The sequence below is a fragment of the Clostridium pacaense genome, from assembly GCF_020709765.2.
In the GTDB taxonomy this organism is placed as follows: Bacteria; Bacillota; Clostridia; order Lachnospirales; family Lachnospiraceae; genus Enterocloster; species Enterocloster hominis.
Genome location: NZ_JAJFEB020000004.1, coordinates 87,703 through 110,512, shown reverse-complemented (window position 1 = coordinate 110,512; position 22,810 = coordinate 87,703). Strand labels below are relative to the sequence as shown.

At 51.4% G+C, this 22,810-nt stretch carries 16 protein-coding genes and 1 riboswitch; of the genes, 3 read left to right on the top strand and 13 right to left on the bottom strand.

Annotated features, from left to right (window positions below):
- Nucleotides 1–17: 17 nt before the first annotated feature.
- Entirely contained in the window at nucleotides 18–2,450 is a 2,433-nt protein-coding gene (locus LK536_RS38605; protein ID WP_227795532.1) for a response regulator, read from the bottom strand.
- Nucleotides 2,451–2,670: 220 nt separating this feature from the next.
- Here LK536_RS38605 and LK536_RS38600 point away from each other — a divergent pair, with 220 nt between their 5' ends.
- Complete coding sequence (locus LK536_RS38600) at nucleotides 2,671–4,143, top strand: GntR family transcriptional regulator (protein ID WP_227795533.1); 1,473 nt, start codon at nucleotides 2,671–2,673, stop codon at nucleotides 4,141–4,143.
- An 80-nt stretch (nucleotides 4,144–4,223) separates the two neighbouring features.
- Here the strand turns inward: LK536_RS38600 and LK536_RS38595 are convergent, their stop codons facing one another.
- From LK536_RS38595 to LK536_RS38575, 5 genes are all read right to left on the bottom strand, one after another.
- Nucleotides 4,224–5,318 carry an ABC transporter ATP-binding protein gene (locus tag LK536_RS38595; RefSeq protein ID WP_227795534.1) on the bottom strand — a complete coding sequence of 365 codons (1,095 nt, stop codon included), beginning with the start codon at nucleotides 5,316–5,318 and terminating at the stop codon, nucleotides 4,224–4,226.
- Nucleotides 5,319–5,328: 10 nt separating this feature from the next.
- Nucleotides 5,329–6,348: a FecCD family ABC transporter permease gene (locus LK536_RS38590; RefSeq protein ID WP_227795535.1), complete on the bottom strand. Its 1,020-nt coding sequence runs from the start codon at nucleotides 6,346–6,348 to the stop codon at nucleotides 5,329–5,331.
- Between the two features lie 12 nt (nucleotides 6,349–6,360).
- Nucleotides 6,361–7,647 carry a TroA family protein gene (locus tag LK536_RS38585; RefSeq protein ID WP_227795536.1) on the bottom strand — a complete coding sequence of 429 codons (1,287 nt, stop codon included), beginning with the start codon at nucleotides 7,645–7,647 and terminating at the stop codon, nucleotides 6,361–6,363.
- On the bottom strand, nucleotides 7,647–8,693 hold the full coding sequence (locus tag LK536_RS38580) for a hypothetical protein (protein WP_227795537.1): 1,047 nt from the start codon (nucleotides 8,691–8,693) through the stop codon (nucleotides 7,647–7,649). Before LK536_RS38580 ends, LK536_RS38585 begins: the two co-directional genes overlap by 1 nt.
- A gap of 101 nt (nucleotides 8,694–8,794) precedes the next feature.
- The gene (locus LK536_RS38575; RefSeq protein WP_227795538.1) at nucleotides 8,795–9,874 is read right to left on the bottom strand and encodes a sirohydrochlorin cobaltochelatase; all 1,080 of its coding nucleotides are present in this window, start codon (nucleotides 9,872–9,874) and stop codon (nucleotides 8,795–8,797) included.
- A gap of 475 nt (nucleotides 9,875–10,349) precedes the next feature.
- A riboswitch (cobalamin riboswitch) is annotated at nucleotides 10,350–10,560 on the bottom strand.
- Nucleotides 10,561–10,803: 243 nt separating this feature from the next.
- Between LK536_RS38575 and LK536_RS38570 the strand changes: the two genes are divergently transcribed.
- Both LK536_RS38570 and LK536_RS38565 read left to right on the top strand, forming a co-directional pair.
- On the top strand, nucleotides 10,804–12,012 hold the full coding sequence (locus LK536_RS38570) for a GGDEF domain-containing protein (protein ID WP_227795539.1): 1,209 nt from the start codon (nucleotides 10,804–10,806) through the stop codon (nucleotides 12,010–12,012).
- A complete protein-coding gene (locus tag LK536_RS38565; protein WP_227795540.1) occupies nucleotides 12,013–13,290 on the top strand; it encodes a GGDEF domain-containing protein in 1,278 nt (425 codons plus the stop codon).
- A 71-nt stretch (nucleotides 13,291–13,361) separates the two neighbouring features.
- Here the strand turns inward: LK536_RS38565 and LK536_RS38560 are convergent, their stop codons facing one another.
- From LK536_RS38560 to LK536_RS38530, 7 genes are all read right to left on the bottom strand, one after another.
- Entirely contained in the window at nucleotides 13,362–14,408 is a 1,047-nt protein-coding gene (locus LK536_RS38560) for a LacI family DNA-binding transcriptional regulator (RefSeq protein ID WP_025486574.1), read from the bottom strand.
- A 19-nt stretch (nucleotides 14,409–14,427) separates the two neighbouring features.
- A complete protein-coding gene (gene malQ, locus LK536_RS38555; protein WP_227795541.1) occupies nucleotides 14,428–15,906 on the bottom strand; it encodes a 4-alpha-glucanotransferase in 1,479 nt (492 codons plus the stop codon).
- A 41-nt stretch (nucleotides 15,907–15,947) separates the two neighbouring features.
- A complete protein-coding gene (locus LK536_RS38550) occupies nucleotides 15,948–16,781 on the bottom strand; it encodes a carbohydrate ABC transporter permease (RefSeq protein WP_474912428.1) in 834 nt (277 codons plus the stop codon).
- Between the two features lie 35 nt (nucleotides 16,782–16,816).
- A complete protein-coding gene (locus tag LK536_RS38545) occupies nucleotides 16,817–17,659 on the bottom strand; it encodes a carbohydrate ABC transporter permease (protein WP_025486571.1) in 843 nt (280 codons plus the stop codon).
- A 120-nt stretch (nucleotides 17,660–17,779) separates the two neighbouring features.
- The gene (locus tag LK536_RS38540; RefSeq protein ID WP_120056272.1) at nucleotides 17,780–19,171 is read right to left on the bottom strand and encodes an ABC transporter substrate-binding protein; all 1,392 of its coding nucleotides are present in this window, start codon (nucleotides 19,169–19,171) and stop codon (nucleotides 17,780–17,782) included.
- Between the two features lie 175 nt (nucleotides 19,172–19,346).
- Nucleotides 19,347–20,483 carry a LacI family DNA-binding transcriptional regulator gene (locus LK536_RS38535; RefSeq protein ID WP_227795543.1) on the bottom strand — a complete coding sequence of 379 codons (1,137 nt, stop codon included), beginning with the start codon at nucleotides 20,481–20,483 and terminating at the stop codon, nucleotides 19,347–19,349.
- A 59-nt stretch (nucleotides 20,484–20,542) separates the two neighbouring features.
- Nucleotides 20,543–22,798 (bottom strand): alpha-galactosidase, encoded by a 2,256-nt coding sequence (locus LK536_RS38530; protein WP_227795544.1) that lies wholly within the window; start codon nucleotides 22,796–22,798, stop codon nucleotides 20,543–20,545.
- Between the last annotated feature and the right edge of the window lie 12 nt (nucleotides 22,799–22,810).

The following is a 22,810-nucleotide window of genomic DNA, read 5'->3' as shown; positions in this document are numbered from 1 at the left end:
AATTCTTTCCCGCTATTTTAATGAAAATGTCCGCCAATCCATTCGGCCAGGGTTTCATATAATAAATCCGGGTCAATGGGCTTTGCCAGATGCCCGTTCATACCAGCCTCCCCGGCCCTCACCACGTCCTCATGGAAGGCGTCGGCCGTCATGGCTATGATGGGGATGCTCCCGGCCCTCTCATGGGCCAGGCCGCGGATGGCCTGGGTTGCCTCGTAGCCGTCCATCACCGGCATCTGTACATCCATGAGGATCAGGTCAAAGGAATCACCGTGGGCCAGGAACTGGTCCACGGCGTCCCTTCCATTGACCGCACATTCCACCGTGATATCGGCCATGTGCAGCAGTTCCACTGCAATCTCGCGGTTGAGCACATTATCCTCCACCAGCAGCACGTGATGCCCTGCCAGTTCGGGACGCTGTGACTTTCCTGCCGGAGGGCGAACGGCGCGTTCTATTCCGGTCACGGAAAGCAGGGTATCATATAGGGTGGAGGCGAAAATAGGCTTGGTAATGAATGCGTTGGCTCCGGCCTGCCTGGCGCTGTTCTCAACTGCACCCCAGTCATATGCCGTTATGATGATAATCATGGTCCCGGCTCCCACGATTTCCCTTATCCGGCGGGTTACCTCAACCCCATCCATATCCGGCATCCTTAAATCAATGAGGCAGACGTCATAATCCTCCCCGGACTGGTGGGCCAGACGGACGCGGTTTATACATTCCTTACCGGTCAGGACCCAGTCCGACCGGATTCCAAGGTTCTCCAGCAATAGGGCTGTATGGACGCAGCTGTCCCTGTCGTCATCCGTTACCAGCACCTTCAGGGATTCCATCACATACTGTTTGGGCGCAGGCATTTTCCCCTTATCCTTCGGGAGGTCAAAATCCAGCTCCACGGTAAAGGATGTCCCTTTCCCCAGCTCGCTCTGCAGGGTTATGGTGCCGCCCATCAGCGTGACGAGATTCTTGGTAATGGGCATCCCCAGGCCCGTGCCTCCTGCGTTCTGGCCCGCGGACATTTCTTCCTGCTCAAAGGGCACAAAAAGACGCTCCATGAATGCGCTGCTCATTCCTATTCCTGTATCGCTTACCGTAAAACGAATCCGGATCTTGCCGTCCTTTTTCAGCATCTGCCGGATTTCCATACGGATGCTGCCGCCTTTGGGGGTAAACTTAAGGGCATTGGATAAAAGGTTGAGAAGGACCTGGTTCAGCCGCAGGGAGTCACCTATCAGTTCCGTTTCCGTAAGTTCCACCAGAGGCACGGTGAAGTCCAGCCCCTTTTCCCTGGCCTGCGGATAGATGATGGAGGAAATGGACTCCACCACGGTCTCCAGCTTGAACGGTTCGTGGGCAATCCTCATCTTTCCCTCGGAAATCTTGGACATGTCCAGCACGTCATTAATCAGTGTCATCAGGTGCTTGGATGAATACCCTATTTTTTCCAGGCAGTCCGCCACACGCTGCTTATCGTCAATATAGGCGGCTGCAATGGTGGTCATGCCGATGATTGCATTCATGGGGGTGCGGATTTCGTGACTCATGCGTGACAGGAAGTCTGATTTGGCCCGGTTGGCATGTTCTGCCACGGTAAGGGCATCTTTAAGGGCCGCTGTCTGCTCCGTCAGCTTTTTCTGCATTTCCCTTAATTCGGTCACATCGGTTATATCGATGAAGATAGCCAGGTATACAGGGCTTTTCTCCTGCCAGTCAATGCAGGCGGCGTTCACCTGAAGCCACAGGTTCTGTCCCTTCCTGTCCTTGACATGCATGACAAAACGGACCGGCTCCCCCTTTAGCAGTTCGTTCCTGTGGGACTGGATTGTTTCCATATTGTCCCTTATGTTCTGTCCCTGAAGGGCATGCAGCTCCCCGTTTGTATTATCCCCGAAATACTCCATGAAACGGGCGTTGGCGTCCAGCAGGACCATGCCCAGGTCCTGGTCAATCCTGTACTTTGCCACAAAACCCGGAAGGTTCTCATATGTGACGGACCGCTCCCTCTGCATCTGCACCAGGTCATCAATATTCGTAAGCACGGAATACGCCACCTGGTATCCGTCTATATATTCATCTGAAAACCTGGTGGAGAACTGGACCCAGATATACTCCCCGTTCTTCCGCCTGAGACGCGATACCATCTGATATCCGCCCTGGCGCGACTCGAGTGCTTTTATGACGGTCTGGGTAAGGTCATCCCACAGCTCCTGGTCATCCTGATAGTAAAGGTCCGGCTGGTTATGGAACATTTCCTCATATTCACCGCGCGGCCAGCCAATGAGGTCATAGTAAAATTCATTGGCCCAGACCAGTGTGAAATGCTCATCCAGCAAATGCTTGCTTACACTGACCCTCAGCAGGTTCATCAGCGTGTCATATTCATAACCGGCCGGCATGCCGTTGGTCCCGTCCCGGCCGGCTGCGTTTTTCTTTTCCTGTTCCGTCATCCTGTTGGTTCCCCCTGCTCCTATTTCTTTTCCTGATAACACCCATACTGTCTGCTTCCCGGTGATTGCATAACGCAAGGTACCTTGTTCATGTGCATGTCTTTTTATTATAATTCAAGTATAAAGAAAATTCAACAGACTTCTGGAAATGGCCTCCATAAAATGATAAAATAGACTGCATGACGAAAGAATTCATTTTATTATACGAGGTATTTGACTGTTGAAAACAAAACTAAGGGTCCATAACCTGATTTACCAGTACTTTCTTTTCCGCATCCATTTCCAATATTACCAATATGGAGATACCCTGCCTTCCATCGACACCCTCTGCCGTGAATTCAGTGTTTCCTCACAGACCGTGGCCACTGCCTTACAGCGGCTGAGGGCAGAAGGCTATATTGACATGCACAACGGAAGGCAGACAAGGGTCCTGTTCAGGCAGACCGATGAAGAATACAGGGCTTTTATCCGCCAGTTCTTTTCAGGGCGCATGGCCGCTGCTTCCGGGTTAGCCAGGGCCGTGGAGATGGTCTGCATCCCTCTGATGACGGAAGGATTCATGCGCATGGACGATAAGGACCTGGCATACATCGCCCCCTTTGTGGAGCGATCCGGAGCTGATGATGTCCTGTATCTGTTCTGTTATGCCCTGCAGAAGCTGGAGAATCCCCTGGCCATGAATCTGTTCTGGGAAACCTCCCTGTTTCTTGGCCTGATGTTCATCAGTGATAATAAAGAAGCTTCCATGAGGAAAAACATGCATGTCCGGGAACAGCTGGAAGCCATCCTGTCCTTGTGCAAGGCCGGGGACAGGGAACAGGTTCATGAAGCGCTGCTTCATTTTCAGGGAAGTTCCGTAAAAAAGGCGTTCCAATTCATCCGGCATTCACTGGCTCCTATGACGGAAAGTGAACCTGTTTCCTTTGTCTGGCGGATTTACTGGGAAAGGCCCCAGATCTGCTATGGGCTGACCATGAGAATCCTCCATGGAATCTATCTGGGGGAATACAAGGACGCGGAATATCTTCCTTCCTATGGGAAGATGTCTGAGAAATATAACGTGTCCGTCAGCACGGTCCGCCGGACCATCCATATGCTGAACCAGACAGGCGCAGCGGTTTCCGTCAATGGTGTGGGGACCCGTATCTTCCCTGCAGGCGTACGCTGCAACCTTCCTGACTTCCAAAGCCCTGCTGTCCGCCGCAACCTGTCCCTCTTTTTGCAGTCCTTTGAAATCATAGCTTACAGCTGCGAGGAAGTGGTCAGCTCCACCCTTTTGTCACTTACCCGGGAACAATACTCCCAGCTGGTCTGCGTGATTGAACAGCACCGGGATTCGGGGCAGCACGCCTTTACCTTATGGCATCTGCTGATCTGCATCGCCACCCACAATCCACTGGCTGGTATCCGGGAAATCTACTCCAAGCTGTACGGACTCCTTCTCTGGGGCTACCCGCTGAAGGCATCCCTGCCGGAAGCTTCCGGATCCGACCATATCATACAGCAGTTTTCAGACGCCATATTCCTCTGCCTGCGCAATCATGAACCAGACCAGTGCGGCGCTGCCGTGAGGGAAATGATCACAAGGCTGTTCCCTGTTGCGGAAGGGTATCTGCTGTCGCGTGGGATTCCAGCTGAAGAACTGCGCATGTCCCCCTCCATCCGGCTTCTTCTCAATACCCAGATTGAATAGCATTTACTTTTTCCCACAAAATACCGCCCCTTCCGGATTCTTATGCCTCGCATCCGGAAGGGACGGTATGTTTCACCCCATCATATGATTTTTTCCCTGCTCCTGCCCAGTTCTGCCAGGCGCCGGTTCTTCTCATTCACCGGCCCGAAGTCCTTAAGACAGCAGATGACCTGTCCACAGGATGTAAGGAGGGCGGCCGCCCGCTCATAGGTTTCATCTTTTATCAGTTCAAAGGGAGCTTCCGACACCACCTCTACGGCCAGGGCTTTGGCAACCGGGTAATCAATGTCATTTTCATGAAGGATACCGGCCGCAAAGGGAATGCCCCTGCGCTGGAGCTTCCGGTAAACCGGTATCCCGCTTCCATTCCCGCCTATGACAAAGACCTCCGGCTTTCCCTTTACCGGCTCCATCTCAAGACAGCCCAGCTCTGCATGGTAGCTGCCTTTGGAAATCCCATACAGTTGTGTGATATAGGAGGATGTAAAAATCTCTTCCGGGGTCCCGCAGCGTTCAATGGTGTCCCCATTGACACACACAATATAGTCTGACAGCTTCTGGGCCAGGTCAAGTTCATGAAGGGACAGGAGTACCGCCACCTGTTTCTCCCGCACCAGATCCTTTAAGATGGTCAGAAGCTCCAGCTTGTGCCGTATATCCAGAAAAGAAGTAGGCTCATCCAGGACAATGGCCTCCGGCTCCTGGCAGATGGCCCGCGCCAGAAGGACCCGCTGCTTCTGCCCGTCGCTTATCTCCATGAAGTCCCGTTTCCCAAGATTCGCTGCATGGACCAGTTCCATGGCTTCCCTTACCTTTTCATGGTCCTCCTGGTTCAGGATTCCCAGCCGTCCCGTGTAAGGGTAGCGCCCGGTGGCAACCACATCCTCACAGGTCATAAGCTCCGGCCGTATCCGTTCCGTCATCAGCACCGACATACGCCTGGCTATCTGTTTTTCCGTCATGTCCTTCATGGAAGCATGGTCCAGGTACACGGCGCCTTTTAACAGGTCCATCTGCCGGATGATGCTTTTCAGTATGGTGGATTTCCCGGCTCCATTCGGCCCGATCAAGGTCACGATCTGACCGCGCTTCACGTGGATTTCAATCCGGGCAATCAAAGGCACCTTCCCATATCCCACCGTCATGTTTTCTGTAACAATATAATCCTCCGCCATGGTTCCCTCCTTACTGCATGCCCTTTTTGTTCTTCACCATCATATAGATGACAACCGGCGCGCCGAAAACAGCCGTGACCGAGCTGATGCTAAGCTCAGTGGGCGCAAACACGGTCCTGGCAATCAGGTCGCAGAACAGGCAGAACACAGCTCCGCCCATGAAACAGCCCGGAATGACCACCAGGGGCCTGGCTGTACCCAACATGCGCTTCACAATATGCGGCACCGCAATGCCCACAAAGGAGACAGGTCCGGCAAATGCTGTCACACTGGCGGACAATATGCTGGAGAGCAGGATCAGCGCCACCCGGAACCGCAGGATATTCACGCCCATGTTCTGGGCGTACACCTCCCCCAGCTGATATGCGCTGATCGGCTTGGCCATCCAGAACACCAGGAGCAGCGACACGGAAATCACGGCCGCCATTACCCGGACATTATCCCAGGACATACCCGAAAAGCTTCCCATGGACCAGTTATGAAGATTGACAATGTTGGCGTCATCTGCAAATGTGATGACAAAGTCAGTCACCGCAGAACAGATATAACTTATCATCACGCCGCAGATGACCAGCATGGACATTTTCTTTACCCGCCCCGAAATCAGGAGGATGAACCCCATGGATATCATGGCCCCTGCAAATGCCGCCAGTATCATGCCCCCGGAACTGATGGATATGCCCCTGCCAAGCAAAAGGATCATGACCAGGGACACCACCAGCCTGGCGCCGGAAGAAATCCCCAGCACGAACGGGCCTGCAATGGGGTTGGCAAAAAAAGTCTGCAGCAAGAAGCCTGACACGGACAGCGCCCCTCCCAGCATGACGGCCGACAGGATGCGGGGCAGGCGGATATCCCACACAATGTGGTACGCGGTCCCTTCATCTGTCTGCCCAATCAGGATTTTCCCTATCTCCCCCACGGTGAGATGGACGCTGCCGGAATTAATATTCCATAAAAACAGCAGACACATCATAAGCCCCAGGAGGCTGAACGTAATGCAGTATTGTGTGTATGTTCTTTTAGACATTGGGACAACTCCTTACCGCAGCCTGTGCATGTAGGCCATTTCTTCCTGGTCCGGCGCTTCCTCAGTGAGGATCCGATGGATATCCAGTATCATATTGCCCAGGCCCATGGTTTCCTGGAACAGGCTTTTCTCCGTGCACCAGACATTTCCTTCTTTCACAGCTTTAAAATCCGCCAGGAGGCTGCTTTTATCCAACAGCTGGGCAAGGGACTCCAGTTCCCCGTCAATGGTGCTGTTATAAATAATATAATCCGCTTCCTTTGCCGCTGCGTAAAACGCCTCCATCTGCATGTTCATGGTGGACAGCGCATTGCCGTTCCCGTCAAGGCCTTCCGGAACATAGGTCCCGCCAGCCAATTCAATCATTTTAGCCACATAATCCCCGGACTTCCTCACATTCACATATCCGTTGGAACTGATGTAGAAAAATGCCACTGTCTTTTCCGTGGCATCCTGGTCCAGCACAGGCTTCAGGTTCTCCATCTGTTTCCGGAAACATGCCTCTGCCTGCTCCTCCCGGCCGGTAAGCACCCCGTACAGCTTCAGCCACTCCATCCTTCCAAGGGGATGGCTTTCATAGCTGGAGCGCTCCACCAGCACGGGTATGCCCAGCTGTTCCAGCTGTTCCTTTACTTCCGGGGAATGGCTGATCATGGTTGATTCGATTGCCAGGCCGCATGACTTTGATAGGATCAGCTCGTAATCAGGGGCGTTGTATTTGCCGGCATAGAACATACCGCCATCTTCCAGGGCCTGCCTTGCCTCTTCAATATACCAGCCCTGGGCGTCCGTGCCGGACAGGGTAATCCGGTCCATGGCGTCCAGGCTCTTAAACAGGTCCATGGCCGAGGTTGCAACCAGATAGATATTCTTAACCGGCTGCCGCAGGACCGTCACATCCTCCGGCAATCCTTCGGGCTGCGTTCCCTGTTCAGGAACCACCAGGAACCGCCCGCTGTCCCTGATGGATATCATGGCGCATCCGTCGTCATAGTAATCCACGGAAAACTGGTCCGCGTACAGAAGTTCCATGCTGCGGATGACTTCCCGGTCATCCCAGGAGTCCTTGGATGGCTGCGGATGTGCTGTCTGCTGACTGCCTGGCTGCGGCCCTGCTGCCTGCTGGTCCGGCTGTGGCCCTGCTGCCTGCTGCTGGCCTGGCTGTGTCCCTGCTGCTTGCTGTGGCCCTGCTGCTTGCTGCTGTGCGCCTGTCTCCCGGCCTGGCGCGGCGCATCCGCAGGCAGCTGCCATCAGAAGACAGATTATCATGGTTGTGGTTATTATCTTTCCTGTTCTCATCACTGAACCTTTACAATTGTGGCTGAATCAATGATCAGCCCATACTCAATCTCATGGGGTTCACTCATGGCTACCGTATCCGCGATAACCGGTATATTCCTGTCAAATACAGCCACCGGAATCTCAAACGCAGAATTGCCTTCTGTACTTATGAGGTCAAACTTCCCACCGTCCACCTTCATATAATCGTAGTTGGCGCTGCCCCAGATAATGGTTGCAAAGACATTTCCATCTTCCACCCTCAGGGATGCAGGGGATTCAACGGAGGCCCTTCCGGACCCGCCTGTCAGGGCAACCTCAGCCGTATACATCCCATCTTCCAGGCTCAGGCTTCCTGCCGTTGTGACATTTCCCCCAGCAACGCATTCCGGCGGCAGGGAATCAGAGCGGAACATAAGGACACGGTCATACCATTTCTCCTTCTTTTTGCTGAATGCACTGCAGTCAATTTCCATATCCAGGGCTTTGACAGGAACCTTAAACGTATGCGTGCCCTCTGCCGTCTCCACATATGGGATGAAATCAGCCTCGGAAGCCTTTCCTGCCGCCTCTCCGGTTCCCATATACAGCTTCAGGTATCCGGTGCCTCCCATGGTCATGACCGCGCTCATGGTGCCGTCCTTTACCGTGAGTTCGCAGGCGGTAATCTGGAACATGTTGGAGCTGGATTCCACTTTTATAGGATATACCCCGTCTTTTATCTCATCAGCGTATACAGGTGTCTGTTCATTGGCTTCACTGTCCGGGGTCCTGGGAGTGGTTTCTCCTTTATCCTGGTCTGATTCAGTTTCTGGCGCCTGTGTTACGGTTGCTTCTGCCTGTGCACCAGCCTCTGGCTCCTGTGCCCCGCTTCCTTCTGCCTGTGCACCAGCCCCTGGTGACTGTGCCCCGCTTCCTTCTGCCTGTGCACCAGCCCCTGGTGACTGTGCCCCGCTTCCTTCCACCTGTGCCCCGCTTCCAACTGCCTGCGTTCCGCCCCCACATCCCCCAGCCAAAAGCATCATTGCAATCATGACTGCAGATAATCCTGCTTTTTTAAATCTCATCTTCATTCCACCTTTAAAAGGGCGATCAGCAACATTGTCCCGACCGCCCATTCTTCCTGTGTTACCTGATAACCTTTTTACCTGATTACTTTTTTACCTGATTATTTTGACAGGCTGTCCATTGCCGCCTGTGCGTGTTCCACAAAAAGCTGCTGGATTTTTTCCATCTCCCCAAGGCCGCGTACAAGGCACGTCACCTCATAGCCAGCGCCCTCAAATGCAGTTTTCCATGAATCTTCCCCGTCCCCCGCCATATCGTTGTTGGCATGGTCGCCTGCCACTATCATTAACGGCTCCAGGACTACCTTCTTATAGCTGCCTTCCTTAACCTTGGCAAGGACATCCTCCAGACCAGGCTCCGCCTCAACCGTTCCTACATAATAATTCCCATATCCTGCATCTGCCAGCATATCCTGCATCTTTGCGTATACATGGTTGGAATCCGCCTCTGTACCGTGCCCCATGAAGCAGATGGCTGTTTCCCCGTCATCGTACTCAGCCGTTGCCTCGGTAACGGCCTTCATGACAGCTTTGAAATCATCATCCGTGGTCAGAAGCGGCTTACCGATTGCCACCTTCTCAAAGGCATCCGAATACCCTGCCACTTCGTTCACAAGGTCCGTGTACTCCAGGCCGTCCATTAAATGGGTGGGCTGAATGACCAGGTTCCTGACCCCATTCTTCTCCGCGCGTTCAAGCGCCTCGCCCACATTGTCAATAGCAACATTATCACGTGACTTCACATGGTCAATGATGATCTGGCTGGTAAATCCCCTTCTGACAGAGTAATCCGGAAATGCCTTCTCCATTGCATCCTCAATGGCCCCTACCGTCAGGCGCCTGTTATCGTTATAGCTGGTGCCGAAGCTGACCACCAGAAGCTCATCCTCACCAATCCCGTCCTGGTTCCTGGTGTTATCCTTGGAAGCATCACCTGTATCATAGTTCTCTTCATCTTCTTGTGCCATTGCGTCTGCAGCCTCCTCTTTACCTGATTCTTCTGCCGTGTTTTCCGCTGCTGTGGTTTCCGCTGACGTGGTTCCTGCTGTGGTTTCTGCTGCCGTCCCTGTCCCTGCACCGGATGCCACTGCCTCTGTTTCCTTTGTGCCTGAACACCCTGCCACGGCTGATGCCGTAAGGGCTGCTGCTGTAAGTAATACTGCCAGTTTCTTGATTTTCATCTTCTCTTCCTCCTTATTTTAAACCATATCGGTTCCGGAACCATCTTAGGGCGTGTTTGAAAATTCATGCCCACATGATGATGCATCGGGAGCACGTCCTTTGACGGCAATCCGGCTAAGTATAGGAATACGCCAGAAGCAGCTGAAGATTTCCCCAGTACGGCAGACACAAAAAAACACAGGGAACATTCCCTGTGCATCTGATTCCTTCCTCACAGGGACCCGCATGCCCTGCGGAATCGTCCCTGGGCTGTAAATACTTATAACCATACCCTGAAGCAGATTTCCGCAAAAGCAGTCATTCACCGTCTGAGTCAGAAATCTGCGGTCATAAACATGCCTGAGGGGTTCATTTCCCCATATATATCAATCACGATATATAACAATCACGGTGGAAAGGACTGCCCAGGCGCGCTTCAAACGCCGTAAACCGGTACGACCAATTACTCGTGGTCTGGAACCATATTCCTGTACCAACAGCTGGCAGGTTTCCTGACTTGCCGCTCAACACCCATAACCGCCTTCCCAATCCGGACCGGATCAGTGGCTGTACATGACAATGGTTATGGGCTCCCGGCTTACAGTGACGAGATCGTACAGGATTCACACCTGTTTCCCTATTACCCGGCGCCTGGAGGATCGGTCATGTCTCCATGACGGAACTTCAGCCGCCGGCACCAGCTGCTCTAAACTCGATATGCTATATCCTACCATCTATTGGCAGAAAAAGCAACTCTGTTCCTGTGGTCATTGATAAAAAGAAATCTACAAAATCACGAAAACCCGGTCAGGACAGTCTTGAAATATAAGATAAAATATAAGGTAATAAGTAAATTTATTTCAAGTACCATGGGACATAATGACGGATATTTGGTATACTGAAAGAAAATCCCATATATTCCTAATGGGAGAAGGGGGATGATTGGCAAATGAGGTACGTATTTCCTTTCCTGTGGATTGTAATATATGTCCTTCTCTATCTGCATGAGTCCAAGGCAGTCCACATGCCGGGCATAAAAGAGGAGGAGTCAGGCACCCGGACAGAATATGCCCTGAGGGCTTTTGTAAAAGCGGGTATCCTGTTCTTAGGCTGGTATGTCCATCTGCCCTTATTTATCGTGTATGTGTTGATACTCTGCGGGTATGGGATGACGTTCCGGTCAATCAGGACCAGGAATAAGATGGACCTATTTTTCTGGGGCAATTTTTTCAGTATCTGCTTCACCGCCGTTCATCTGATCTGCCTGGCCGTCATCTCAATGGTTACCGGATATATGCTGAGGGATGTCTATCTGAATCATATGACCTTCCTGCTGTCCATGGTCATGACCCTCCTCATCCTGAACCTGGCCCACATGCTATGGAAAAGACAGGCCTTTGTGGAATGGATCACGCTTTTAACCAGTGATGAAAAGAGATTCAACCAGCTGGTCTCCTTTGAGTGGTATGCGGTGGGATATCTGCTGTTTGACAGCATTTCCTGTGTTTTCGTACTGCCCTATTTCCTGTTATCCGTTTTTCTGATCGGCAGCTGCATCCTTCTGATGATCCAGTTCATACTTTTTTTGGTACATACTTACAGGATCATAGAGAAAGCCCATTATGAAGCGGAATACTACAGGCTGGAGGAGGAAAGAGCCGACCATGTAAAGAGGCAGATGAGCCTGCAGAAGCTGGCCTATATAGACAGCCTGACAGGGGCATTTACCAGGAGATATGCAATGGAAATGCTGGAATCCATGCAGAAGGACAGGCTGGATGTCACGGTTGCCTATATTGACGTGAACGGGCTGAAAATGGTCAACGACACCCTGGGACACCCCGAGGGCGACCAGTACCTGAAAATAATAGCAAACAGCCTCAATGAAAGCCTGAATAAAAGCGATATCCTTGCGCGGGTTGGCGGTGACGAGTTCCTGATTGTCTCCAACAGCACGGAAAAAGACGCTTTGGAGTCCATGCTTTCAAAAGTCAATGAACGCCTGAAGGACATGGGCAGGGAAGGCTACCGGCCATCCTTCAGCTATGGGACCGTGTCGGCGTCCCATCATGAACCCTTTGACCTGGATGCATTGTTACGCGAAAGCGACCGCCGGATGTACGATTATAAGATGCAGTTTAAGAAGGGGGTAATCTAAATGAGGCTGGTACTGCCCTGGAACGGCTATTATACCATGTTTGTGGCAATCTGTTATTACATATACAATCACCAGATGTTCTCCTATATTGATTATCTCACGGGGAAGAAGCTTCCCAAATGGAAAAGCAGCATCATAACCTTCATCATCAACTACGAGGTGTTCATGCTGATTTCCCAGCTGCGTTTTTACCTGATCATCAACTGGACGATTTTCGCCATCTTCCTGGTGCTGGAAATTGCGGTAATCTACCGGGTGCCGTGGACCATGAGCCTGTTCTGCGGTATACAGGGCGCAATGATCGGCCTGGCATTTAATTTCATCACAAGGTCGGGCACTGCCCTGCTTGTGAACCAGTCCCTTGCGGCCTTTGACTCCCGGATCATAAGCAGCATAGCCAGCTTGAAGCCCTATCCCATTGCGGCAGGCTTTGTACTGGCAGGTTTCGGTTTTTGGGTGCTTCAGCATAAATTTAATGACTGGGCGGAAAAAGAGGAGAATCCGGACAAGCCGGTAAACCTTATTTTCTCCCTCTGCCTTGTGCTCTCCCTTTTTATTTATCTGGACCTGAACCTGCTGATTTATTTCACCCCCAGCAATGAACCGATCATAAAACTCTGGGGAATGAAATCAGGCATATGCGTATTGATTGGGTATTATATCGGAATCAGCCATATCCATACCCTGACAAAGCTCCAGCATTTTGAAAGGCAGAGCTATACCGTGCGCAAAGAGCTGATTTCACATAAAATCATGGTGGATAAACTGGAAAAGCTTGCGTTTTATGATATCCTGACCGGCTGCCAGAGCCGTGAAGCGGCCTTGAATGCCATGAAGCATGATTATGAGGAGGGGAATCCCTTTTACGTATGCTTTGCCGACCTGAATAACCTAAAGCCGGTGAATGATAATCTTGGGCATGACGCCGGGGACCGGTATCTGGCAGCGGTGGCCCATGCCCTCCAGGAAGCGGCGGGAACAGGGGACATTGTCAGCAGGTACGGAGGGGATGAATTTTTACTGATCACACCTCAGGACGGGATTGAACGGGTCAGGGCTGGCTTGGATAATGCCAAGTGGTCCTTAAAAGAGCTTTCCAATTCGTCTGAATATCCATTTGAGCTTTGGATAAGTTACGGAATTGCCTTCAGCGGGGAATGCGGGAATCTGGAGGAACTTATCAAGCTTGCGGACGACAGGATGTATGAGAATAAACGCCGCGATAAGCAGGAAAGGAATATCGGCCAGGCAGGCCCAATCCCGTTTGGGCCTTCATAAAAGCAGTCCGGCACAGTGCCATCCCTTATAGGCACTGTACCGGACTGTTTTCTGTCATACGAGTCTGATTTTCAGGTTTTCCATGTTACGTTGCGGGTTGACTCACCTTCCATTAACTCCGCCTTAAACACCCGCTTCTGATGGTCCGCATGATTGCGTACCACGTCAAACAGGATCTTAATGGTGGCTTCCGCCATCTCCTCCACTGGCTGCCTTATGGTAGTCAGCGTCGGATTATAGTAATGGGCGATGTCAAGTCCGTCAAATCCAGCCACCGAATAGTCTTCGGGTATCTTCATGCCGTGTTCCGTGATGGCCTTGCAGGCACCGATGGCAATACTGTCCGATATGGCATACACCGCGGTAAAATCCGTCTTTTTTTCTTCCAGGATCCGGCTCATGGCCATAAAGCCGTAATCCATGGTGTAACAGTCCCTTCCTACCCCGGAAAAAATGCAGAGATTTTCATCCGGTTCGATTCCATTGTCCTTAAGGGCCTTCCGGTATCCCTCCAGACGCAGCTTTCCGATACTCTCATCGTCCTGGGTGGCTGCCAGGATTAAAATCCTCTTATGTCCAAGCCTGCACAGGTAATCCGTCATCTTATAGCTTTCCGCAAAATCATCCACGGAAACCCAGGAATAGAAGGAGGCGTCTTCCAGGGAATCCGTCATCCCAATCGTGCTGAGCACAAAGGGGACCGTCAGCTGTTCCAGCTTCTCCTTACTGTGTGAGAAAAATCCTCCCAGGAACACAATCCCCCGGGGCTTCTTTTCCTTAATCAGTTCAAGCGCCACATCCACCTCGTCTTCTCCTGCATCCACATGCTGCATGATGAACGAGTACTTCTTCTTCTGGATTTCCTTTTCAAAAATCCGGATCATCTTGCTGAAAAAGGGGTTGCTGATTCCCTTGATTAAAACAGCGATAGCCTTTGAATCCGTGCGCTTTAAGTTGCGGGCGCTGTTATTCGGAATATAATTATGTTCCTTAACCACCTGCATGATCATATTCTTTGTCTCCGGATTAATGTCCGGATGATTGTTAATGGCACGTGACACCGTACTTACGCCCACTCCGCAGATTCTGGCTACGTCTTTAATATTAATCGATTCCATAAGAAATACACATCCCCTGTCATCCTCTGCCGTAAAGCTTTGCCATCTTCCGGCACCTTACCGCAATCTCATCTGTTATTTCCCCGGGAACCATGCGCCATCTCCAGTTTCCTCCTAGTGTGGATGGCGTATTAATCCGCGCTTCCCCTCCAAGCCCCAGATAGTCCTGGACCGGAATCACCGCCAGCTTTGCCACGCTTGACAGCGCAAGACGCACGAAATCCCAGTGGATTTCCTCTACAGGCGTATGCGGATTGTTCATATAATCCACGGAAAGCTGTCTGTCTTCTTCCCCCATCTCCCCATACCATCCCCTGATGGTATTATTATCATGGGTTCCAGTGTAAACCACACAGTTCGAAGTGTAATTATGGGGCAGATAATCGCTTTCCTCCCTTGAATCAAATGCAAATTCCAGTACCTTCATTCCCGGGAATCCTGTATCTTTTACTAATTCTAGCACAGATGGTGTCAAAAATCCAAGGTCTTCCGCAATAATATTAAGTTTTCCAAACTTTTCCTGCATTTTCCGGAAAATATCCATGCCTGGGCCTTTTTTCCAGGTTCCGCGGACCGCCGTACTGCTTCCTGCCGGTATGGAATAGTATTCGTCAAAGCCGCGGAAATGGTCCACGCGCACCACATCGTACATGCGGAAGCTATATTCCATGCGCCGCATCCACCATTCATATCCAGTCTCCCTATGATACTCCCAGAGATACAGCGGATTGCCCCACAGCTGTCCTGTGGCCGAAAAACCGTCGGGAGGGCAGCCTGCCACCGCCACCGGATTCCTGTCCTCATCCAGCTGGAACAGCTCCGGATGGTACCATGTGTCGGCGCTGTCCAGTGCCACATAGATGGGGATATCCCCGATGATACGGATTCCATTTTCATTGGCATAGGACTTAAGCGCGCTCCACTGCTCTTCAAATTTCATCTGGAGGAACGCGTAAAATCCGGTTTCATCCGCCAGTTCATGCCGGAGCACCTCCATGGCCCCCTGCTTCTGGAGGCGGATATCCTTATCCCACAATGTCCAGGTCCTGCCCTTATAGCGGTTCTTAACCGCCATATAAAAACAGTACTCCACCGTCTCAGGCCAAAGTCTTCCTTTGGCCTCTGCCGCCGTATGTCCCTTCTCCTTCCACCGTCCATAGGCCCTGCGGAGTAATGGAAAACGGTTTAAATACAATTTCCCATAATCAATCGCCCTGGGATTGTCACCGAAATCGGCAGAGGTACACTCTGCTTCTGTTAAGAGACCTTCTTCCACCAGTCTGTCCAGATTGATAAAGTACGGATTGCCCGCGAAAGCTGAAAATGACTGATATGGGGAATCCCCGTAGCTGGTTGGCCCCAAAGGCAGAATCTGCCAGTAATGCTGCCCCGCCTTCTTTAATATATCAATAAACCCATATGCCTCTTTAGAAAACGCTCCAATCCCGTACCTGGACGGCAGACTGGCAACCGGAAGCAACATACCACATTCCCGCATCGTGTCCCTCCTTTAATTATGTCTGAATTTTCCGTATATGCCTATCCCTTTACCGCACCTGCAGCCACACCCTTGATGATGTATTTCTGGCAGCTCAGATAAAAAATAATGATTGGCACAATTGCCAGGACCAGCATGGCCATCATGGCTCCCATGTCAATGGAACCGTAACCGCCCTTAAGGTTCTGGATAACCATGGGTATGGTGCCTTTTTCCTGGGGAAGGATCAGGCTGGGAAGCAGATAGTCATTCCATATCCACATGGCATTTAAGATTGCAACCGTGACAGCAGTCGGCCGGAGCATCGGAAATACCACATGAAAATAAGTCTGGACAGGAGAACAGCCGTCAATCATGGCCGCCTCTTCAATCTCCAGCGGTATTGCCTTCACAAACCCGCAAAACAGGAATACCGCCTGTCCTGCTCCTAATCCCAGATACAGAAGTACAAGTCCATAGATGGAATTCAGATATAAGTCATTGGCCGTCTTGGACATGGTGAACATGACCATCTGGAACGGCACTATCATGGCAAATACGAAAACATAGTAGAGAATACTATAAAACTTTGTTTTAACCCTGGTGATATACCATGCGGTCATGGAGGTAAACAGGACGATTACCGCCACGGAACAGACCGTGATGAACAGGGAACGCCCAAACGCCATGAAAAATCCCGTCTTCCTCACGCCTTCAAAATAGTTTCCAAGACCCACATAGGCTTCTGCCATCGGGAACCGGAACGGGGCGTCACTGATATAAAGCTTACTCTTAAAAGCATTCATGAAAACCAGGAGTATGGGAAACAGGAATGCAAGGGAAAGTACGGAAAAGAATATCGTCATCATCATGCCTGTGAACCTGCTGACCTCCATCTGCTGGTCATCTGTATTTTTATCCTTCCTGCCCATCAGTTTTCCACCTCCTTACGCCTTGTTATATAAAGCTGTGTCAGGGCAATGACCGCCACCATGATGAAAAATACAACTGCCTTGGCCTGGCCCACGCCTTCCCAACCCACCCTGCCGTAAAATGTACTGTAGATGTCCAACGCCAGCATACTGGTCTGCCTTCCCGGCCCTCCCGCCGTCAGGGCCAGGTTCTGGTCAAACAGCTTAAAGGAATTGGTCAGGGTTAAGAAAAGACAGATTGTAAAGGACGGCATCACCATGGGGATTGTAATCCGGCGCAGTGTCTGTGTCTTCGTGGCCCCGTCAATCTTAGCCGCCTCAATCAGCTCAGGCGGGACATTCTGAAGCCCGGCAATATAGATGATCATCATATATCCAATCAGCTGCCAGTTCATCAAAATAACAAGGCCCCAGAAGCCATATTTGGCGTCAAAGGACAGGGTGACCCCGAACCGGGCCAGGATGCCGTTTAACAGGAGTTGCCAGATATAGCCCAGGACAATGCCGCCGATCAGGTTGGGCATGAAGAATACGGTACGGAACAGATTCGTCCCCTTGATTCCTCTTGTCAGGGCATAGGCCATCAAAAACCCAAACACATTGATCGTAACAACGGATACAATGGTGAACTTCACGGTAAACAACAGGGCGTTTATAAAGTTCTGGTCCAAAAATATCTTTCTATAATTACTTATGCCCACCCACGCAGCGTCCCGTACCGTGGTAAATTCTGTGAATGACAGATAGATACCGATGATAAACGGATACAGGAATGCAATGATAAACGCAATCAGCGTTGGCAGCACAAAAATCGGAAAATACCGTTTCATTGATTTTTGCATGGCGCACCCTCCTTAAAAATCACATGATGATCCTCATCCCTCAGGTAAAGGCCCTCAGGCAACGAAATGGGTGAGGAAGATTCCTTACGCTCACCCATGTCAAGTCCGGTCCTTAAAATCTTATTTGGTCATGGCCTTTTCACTTGCCCAGCCTGCCTTCATGTCATCCACAACCGCCTGCCATTCTTTCCCGCCCTGTGCATACTGTAACAGGGATGCTCCAAAGTCATCCTTAAAGGTCTGGCTTGGGAAGGAAGTGAAATTCCAGGATACAGAATACAGATCGCCATTACCCATGTATCTGTCAACTTCTTTGGCCAGTGGGTCGGATGGCTTCTCATCAGCTGTAAAAGTGTCAAATGGCGCGATGAAACCTAACTTATTTGTTATATAGTCCTTACCTGTCTCAGAACTGAACAGCCATGTTAAGAAGTCAAGGGACGCCTGCTGGTCCTCGGCCTTGGCCTGGCTGTTGATGGAAAAGAAGTTCTCGGTACCGATACATAAACCCTGCTTGTCTTCGCCGGACATTCCGGTGTAAATTGGAAGGAATTTCACATCTTCTGCTTTTACAGTGTTGCCTTCAACGCCGGCTACCTGGCTCCATCCCCAGTTGCCGTTCTGTACCATGGCAACCTTGCCCAGTGCGAATTCAGCCATGGAATCCTCTACGGTCTTAGCGCCTACCATCTTCGGGTCCGTGCAGGAATTATTCAAATATAAATCGAAAATGTTCTTAAAATTATCGGAATACCTAAAGTCGATAGCATCCTTGTCACTCACACCGTCATCTTTATATTCATAATAAACCGGAAGGTTTGCAAGATGGGTCTGCCATCTCCAGTCCTCGCCGGGCGCAAAGGATGTGGAAGCGAACACGCCGTCAATTCCCAGATCTGCTTTCCTTGCCTGCATATCCTCGGAAACAGCCTTTAATGTATCAAAGTCATGGATTTCATCCATGGATGCTGCCTTAGCGCCGTCCAGGGCAAAATACTTCTGCATGATTGCGTCATTATAAATAATCCCGTAGCCCTCTACCACATAGGGGATGCCGTACACGCCGTCACCATCGGTCACCGCCATGGTCTTATCTACCAGGTGGCCGTAGATTTCCGTATCACTTAAATCGAGGCAGTACTTAGCCCATGACTTATAGCCAATGGGTCCGTTAATCTGGAACAGTGTGGGGGGTTCCTTCTTCGCCACTTCAGACTTCAGGGTCTGCTCATACGTCCCGGCCGCCGCGGTCTGGACCTTCATCGGTACCCCGGTCTCAGCCGTGTACTTCTCAGCCAGTTCTACCCATACATCTGCAACCTCAGGTTTAAAGTTCAGGTAGTAAATCTGTCCCTTTCCTTCGGCCGATACCGGTTCCCCTGACTGCGTCCCCTCCCCCGCTTCTCCTGCAGGAGATTGTACGGTTCCTGAAGGTTTGGAAGAACACCCGGCCAGTGTGCCTGCCGCCATAGCTGCTGCCAGTGAAAGTGCTGCCAGTTTCCTCAGTTTCATAATGATATCCTCCTTCCGTATCCACGTTCTCTGCCGCGGACACTTTCCATGCTGTGTTACCTTTATACAATGTTCTCAGAAACCTTCCCGGTAACGATATCGGTAACGTTTCCAATAACCTTGGATTTAATATAGCACAATACATGTAATGTAGCAAGTATTTTTTTATTACCATTTATATTTTTGTTGTTATATCACAATTTTCCCTTACATTATTATGCAAATCCCACAAATCCAATCGGCTTGTTGTCTCCCGGACCACCAGCTTTACAGGAAGCAGGATTTCCCTTCCTTCCCCGGCTGTATTCCTGCCCTCCACCATATCCGCCAGCATTTCCACTGCCAGGGCTGCCTTGCGTTTCATATCCTGCCGTACCGTAGTCAGCCCAGGACTTAATAAGGATGCGTACGGGATATCGTCAAAGCCTGCGATTCCAAGGTCCCGGGCTATCCTAAGGCCCTGGGACGTAAAGTATCCCAGGGCTTCCAGGGCATACAGGTCCGACAGGCAGAACAGGGCCGGTCTTAGTCCCGCCTTTATGTTAGCCTTCACAGGCTGCACAAGGGCTTCCAATGTTTCCCTGCGCTTCTTATGGTCCATGCCCAAAGATACGAACCTCACCTGGCCGCTGTCCGCCTTACCCTCCTCCTTACCGTCCTTCTTACCCCGCTCCTTTTTACCGGCCTGGCATCCCAGATACCTCACATGGTCCACCCCATGGTCCCTTCCTGCGCACACATAAACAGGACCGTATCCGCATGCAAGCAGATATTCGGTCATGAGTTTTCCCCCTTGCCAGTCGTCAAGGCCGACGTTGGGCACATTTCCCCGGCATCCACAGCCATCGATGGAGACCACCGGGCGTTTTAGAAGGCCCGCGATCTTGTCACAGTCATTCTTATGGAAGCTCAGGGTTATGACCCCTTCCACCTCCTGTTCCATGACCATCCTGAAAATGTCATCCATGTCGGAGGACGAGTAGAACATCATATAATATCCTTTTTCCCTGAGACACTGCTCTGCCATGCCTATGATTTTCCCATAGAAGGGATCGGCGCCAATGGCATCCTCATAAACCTTGTGGGGATTCGCCACCAATGCGACCAGGCGGGAACCTTTTTGTGTTCCCGCCGCCTTTTCTCCTCCCTGGGCATACCCCATGGCCAGGATCAGCTCCTGGACACGGCGTATGGTGCCGGGGGAAACCCGCTTCGTCTTCCCGTGTATGACATTGGATACCGTGGCCGTACTGACCCCTGCCAGTTCTGCCAGTTCCCTTATGGTAACGCCGTGGCTGTCCTGTTTCTCCATATCTCCCCCAGCGCCTCCCTGTCTCCGATTTTCATATCTTCCCCGCCTTCATTTCCATATCATGCCTCCAGTATATAGATCCTGGACTGATAATCCCCGTTGGTCCCGTCGTACTTCTCCTTATTGTCCCCGGATGAGGAATCGGATACCATAAGGCCGTAATTCATCAGCTCGTCGCCGTACACGTCCATTTCCTTAAATCCCCCGTGATATCCGCCGCCCTGTATGGATACGTGATACATCATCCCTTCCTCCAGGCCGGACAGGCGGATTTTCCGGTATCCTTCATTTACCGGCTCCAATATCCGGTAATATCCTATCAGGGCCTTTTTGCGGTCCCCGGATACCACCATCCAGGCAGTCACGTTGCCCCTTCCGTCAAACGGGCTTATCAGCCTGATGAATGTACCGGACTGGATCAGTTCCCGGTTCTCCTTCATGAAGGCAATCTGCAGCCTTATCTTCTCCAGTTCCTCACCGTTCAGCTGATTCAGGTCCAGTTCATATCCAAAGGTCCCAAAGTACGCCACATTCGCCCTGGTTTCAAGAGGCGTGATGCGCAGGACCTGGTGGTTGGGTACGGCCGACACATGGGTGCCCATGCTGCTCAAAGGATAGACCATGGATGTGCCGTATTGGATTTTCAGCCGTTCCACTGCATCCGTGTCATCGGATGTCCAGCACTGGGGCGCATAGTAAAGCATCCCGGGATCGAACCTTGCCCCTCCGCTGGCACAGGATTCAAAGAGGATATGGGGATATCGGCCAATCAGCTTCTCATACAGGCTGTAAACCCCCAGTATATACCGATGGAATACCTTTCCCTGTTCCTCCGGCCGGGCGCAGTGGGAATAGACCTCCGACATACACCGGTTCATATCCCATTTGATATAGGAAACCGGGGCTTCGTCCAGCACCTTTATCAGCATCTGGTAAATATGATCCACCACTTCTTCCCTGGAAAAATCCAGCACAAACTGGTTCCTGCCGTGGCAGGCGCTGCGTCCCGGCGCGGACAGCATCCAGTCAGGATGGGCCTTGTAAAGATCACTGTCCTTGTTCACCATCTCCGGCTCAATCCACAGACCGAACTTAAGTCCCATGGCCTCTATCCTGCGGGCGATTCCGGCTACCCCGTCCGGCAGCTTTGCCTGGTTGGGATACCAGTCCCCCAGCGAGGACCTGCTGTCGTCCCTGTGGCCGAACCAGCCGTCATCCAGGACGAACAGCTCCACCCCCACATCCTTGGCGGTCCTGGCCAGTCTTAGGATTTTTTCTTCATCAAAATCAAAATACGTTGCTTCCCAGTTATTAATCAGTATGGGCCTTGCCTTATCCCGCCATGGTCCCCTGGCCAGGCGGCTCCGGTAAAGCCTGTGGTAGGTCTGGCTCATACCGTTCAGTCCTTCACCGGAATACACCATCACCACCTCCGGTGTCTGGAATTCCTCCCCTTTTTTCATGGGCCACGAAAAACAATGGGGATGGATGCCCAGCATGATCCTGGTGACCTCATAGGTGTCCACCTCTGCCTGGGCCAGGAAATTGCCGCTGTACACCAGGCTGAAGCCGTAAACTTCCCCTGAACACTCTCCTGCATCCGGCCGTTTCAATGCAAGGAAGGGATTATAATTGTTGCTGCTGCATCCCCTCATGCTGTATATTGACTGGATTCCGTGTTCCAGCCTCCTGGTCTTCACACTCCGCTCCCTGGCCCAGGCTCCGGTCAGCTCCACCATCTCAAACCCACTGTCCGGAAGGTCCACGCTGGCGCTCATGGCCTGGTTTAAGACCACTCCTTCCTCATTATCACAAATGAACCTGGCGCTCCTTGTGATGACGGGAAGGTCCTCATAAATGGTATATGTAAGGACCAGCTTTGTCCTTATCCATGCGTCCCCAAGGACAATCTCCAGGGTGGACGCCTCTTTTGGATCTTCGGCGTAAGCTGCGGGAAGCCCCTTAAGCCCAGGCTTTCCCTGATAAATCCGGTGGCTTTCATAGACAAATTCCGTGATATGGCTTCCGTCCGTCTGAAGGATATCATACGCCGGGGCACGCATGTCCCCGTGTCCATAGGACGGGTATTCCTGCTTGATGTGCTCCATGGAAAACTCCCTGTCGCCTTCGTAAAAGCAGGGGGCCATGGAACGGATCCGTATCTCCAGCATGTGTCCGAACGATTCCCGGTCCCTGATGGCCTTCCCATAGTACAGGTGTCCCAGCTGCCCGTTGCGCAGGATTGTCATGATATAGCTTACCTTATGGTTATACAGATGGAATTCCTTTCCATCCCCATGTACTTTAATTGGCATATCTTTTACCTC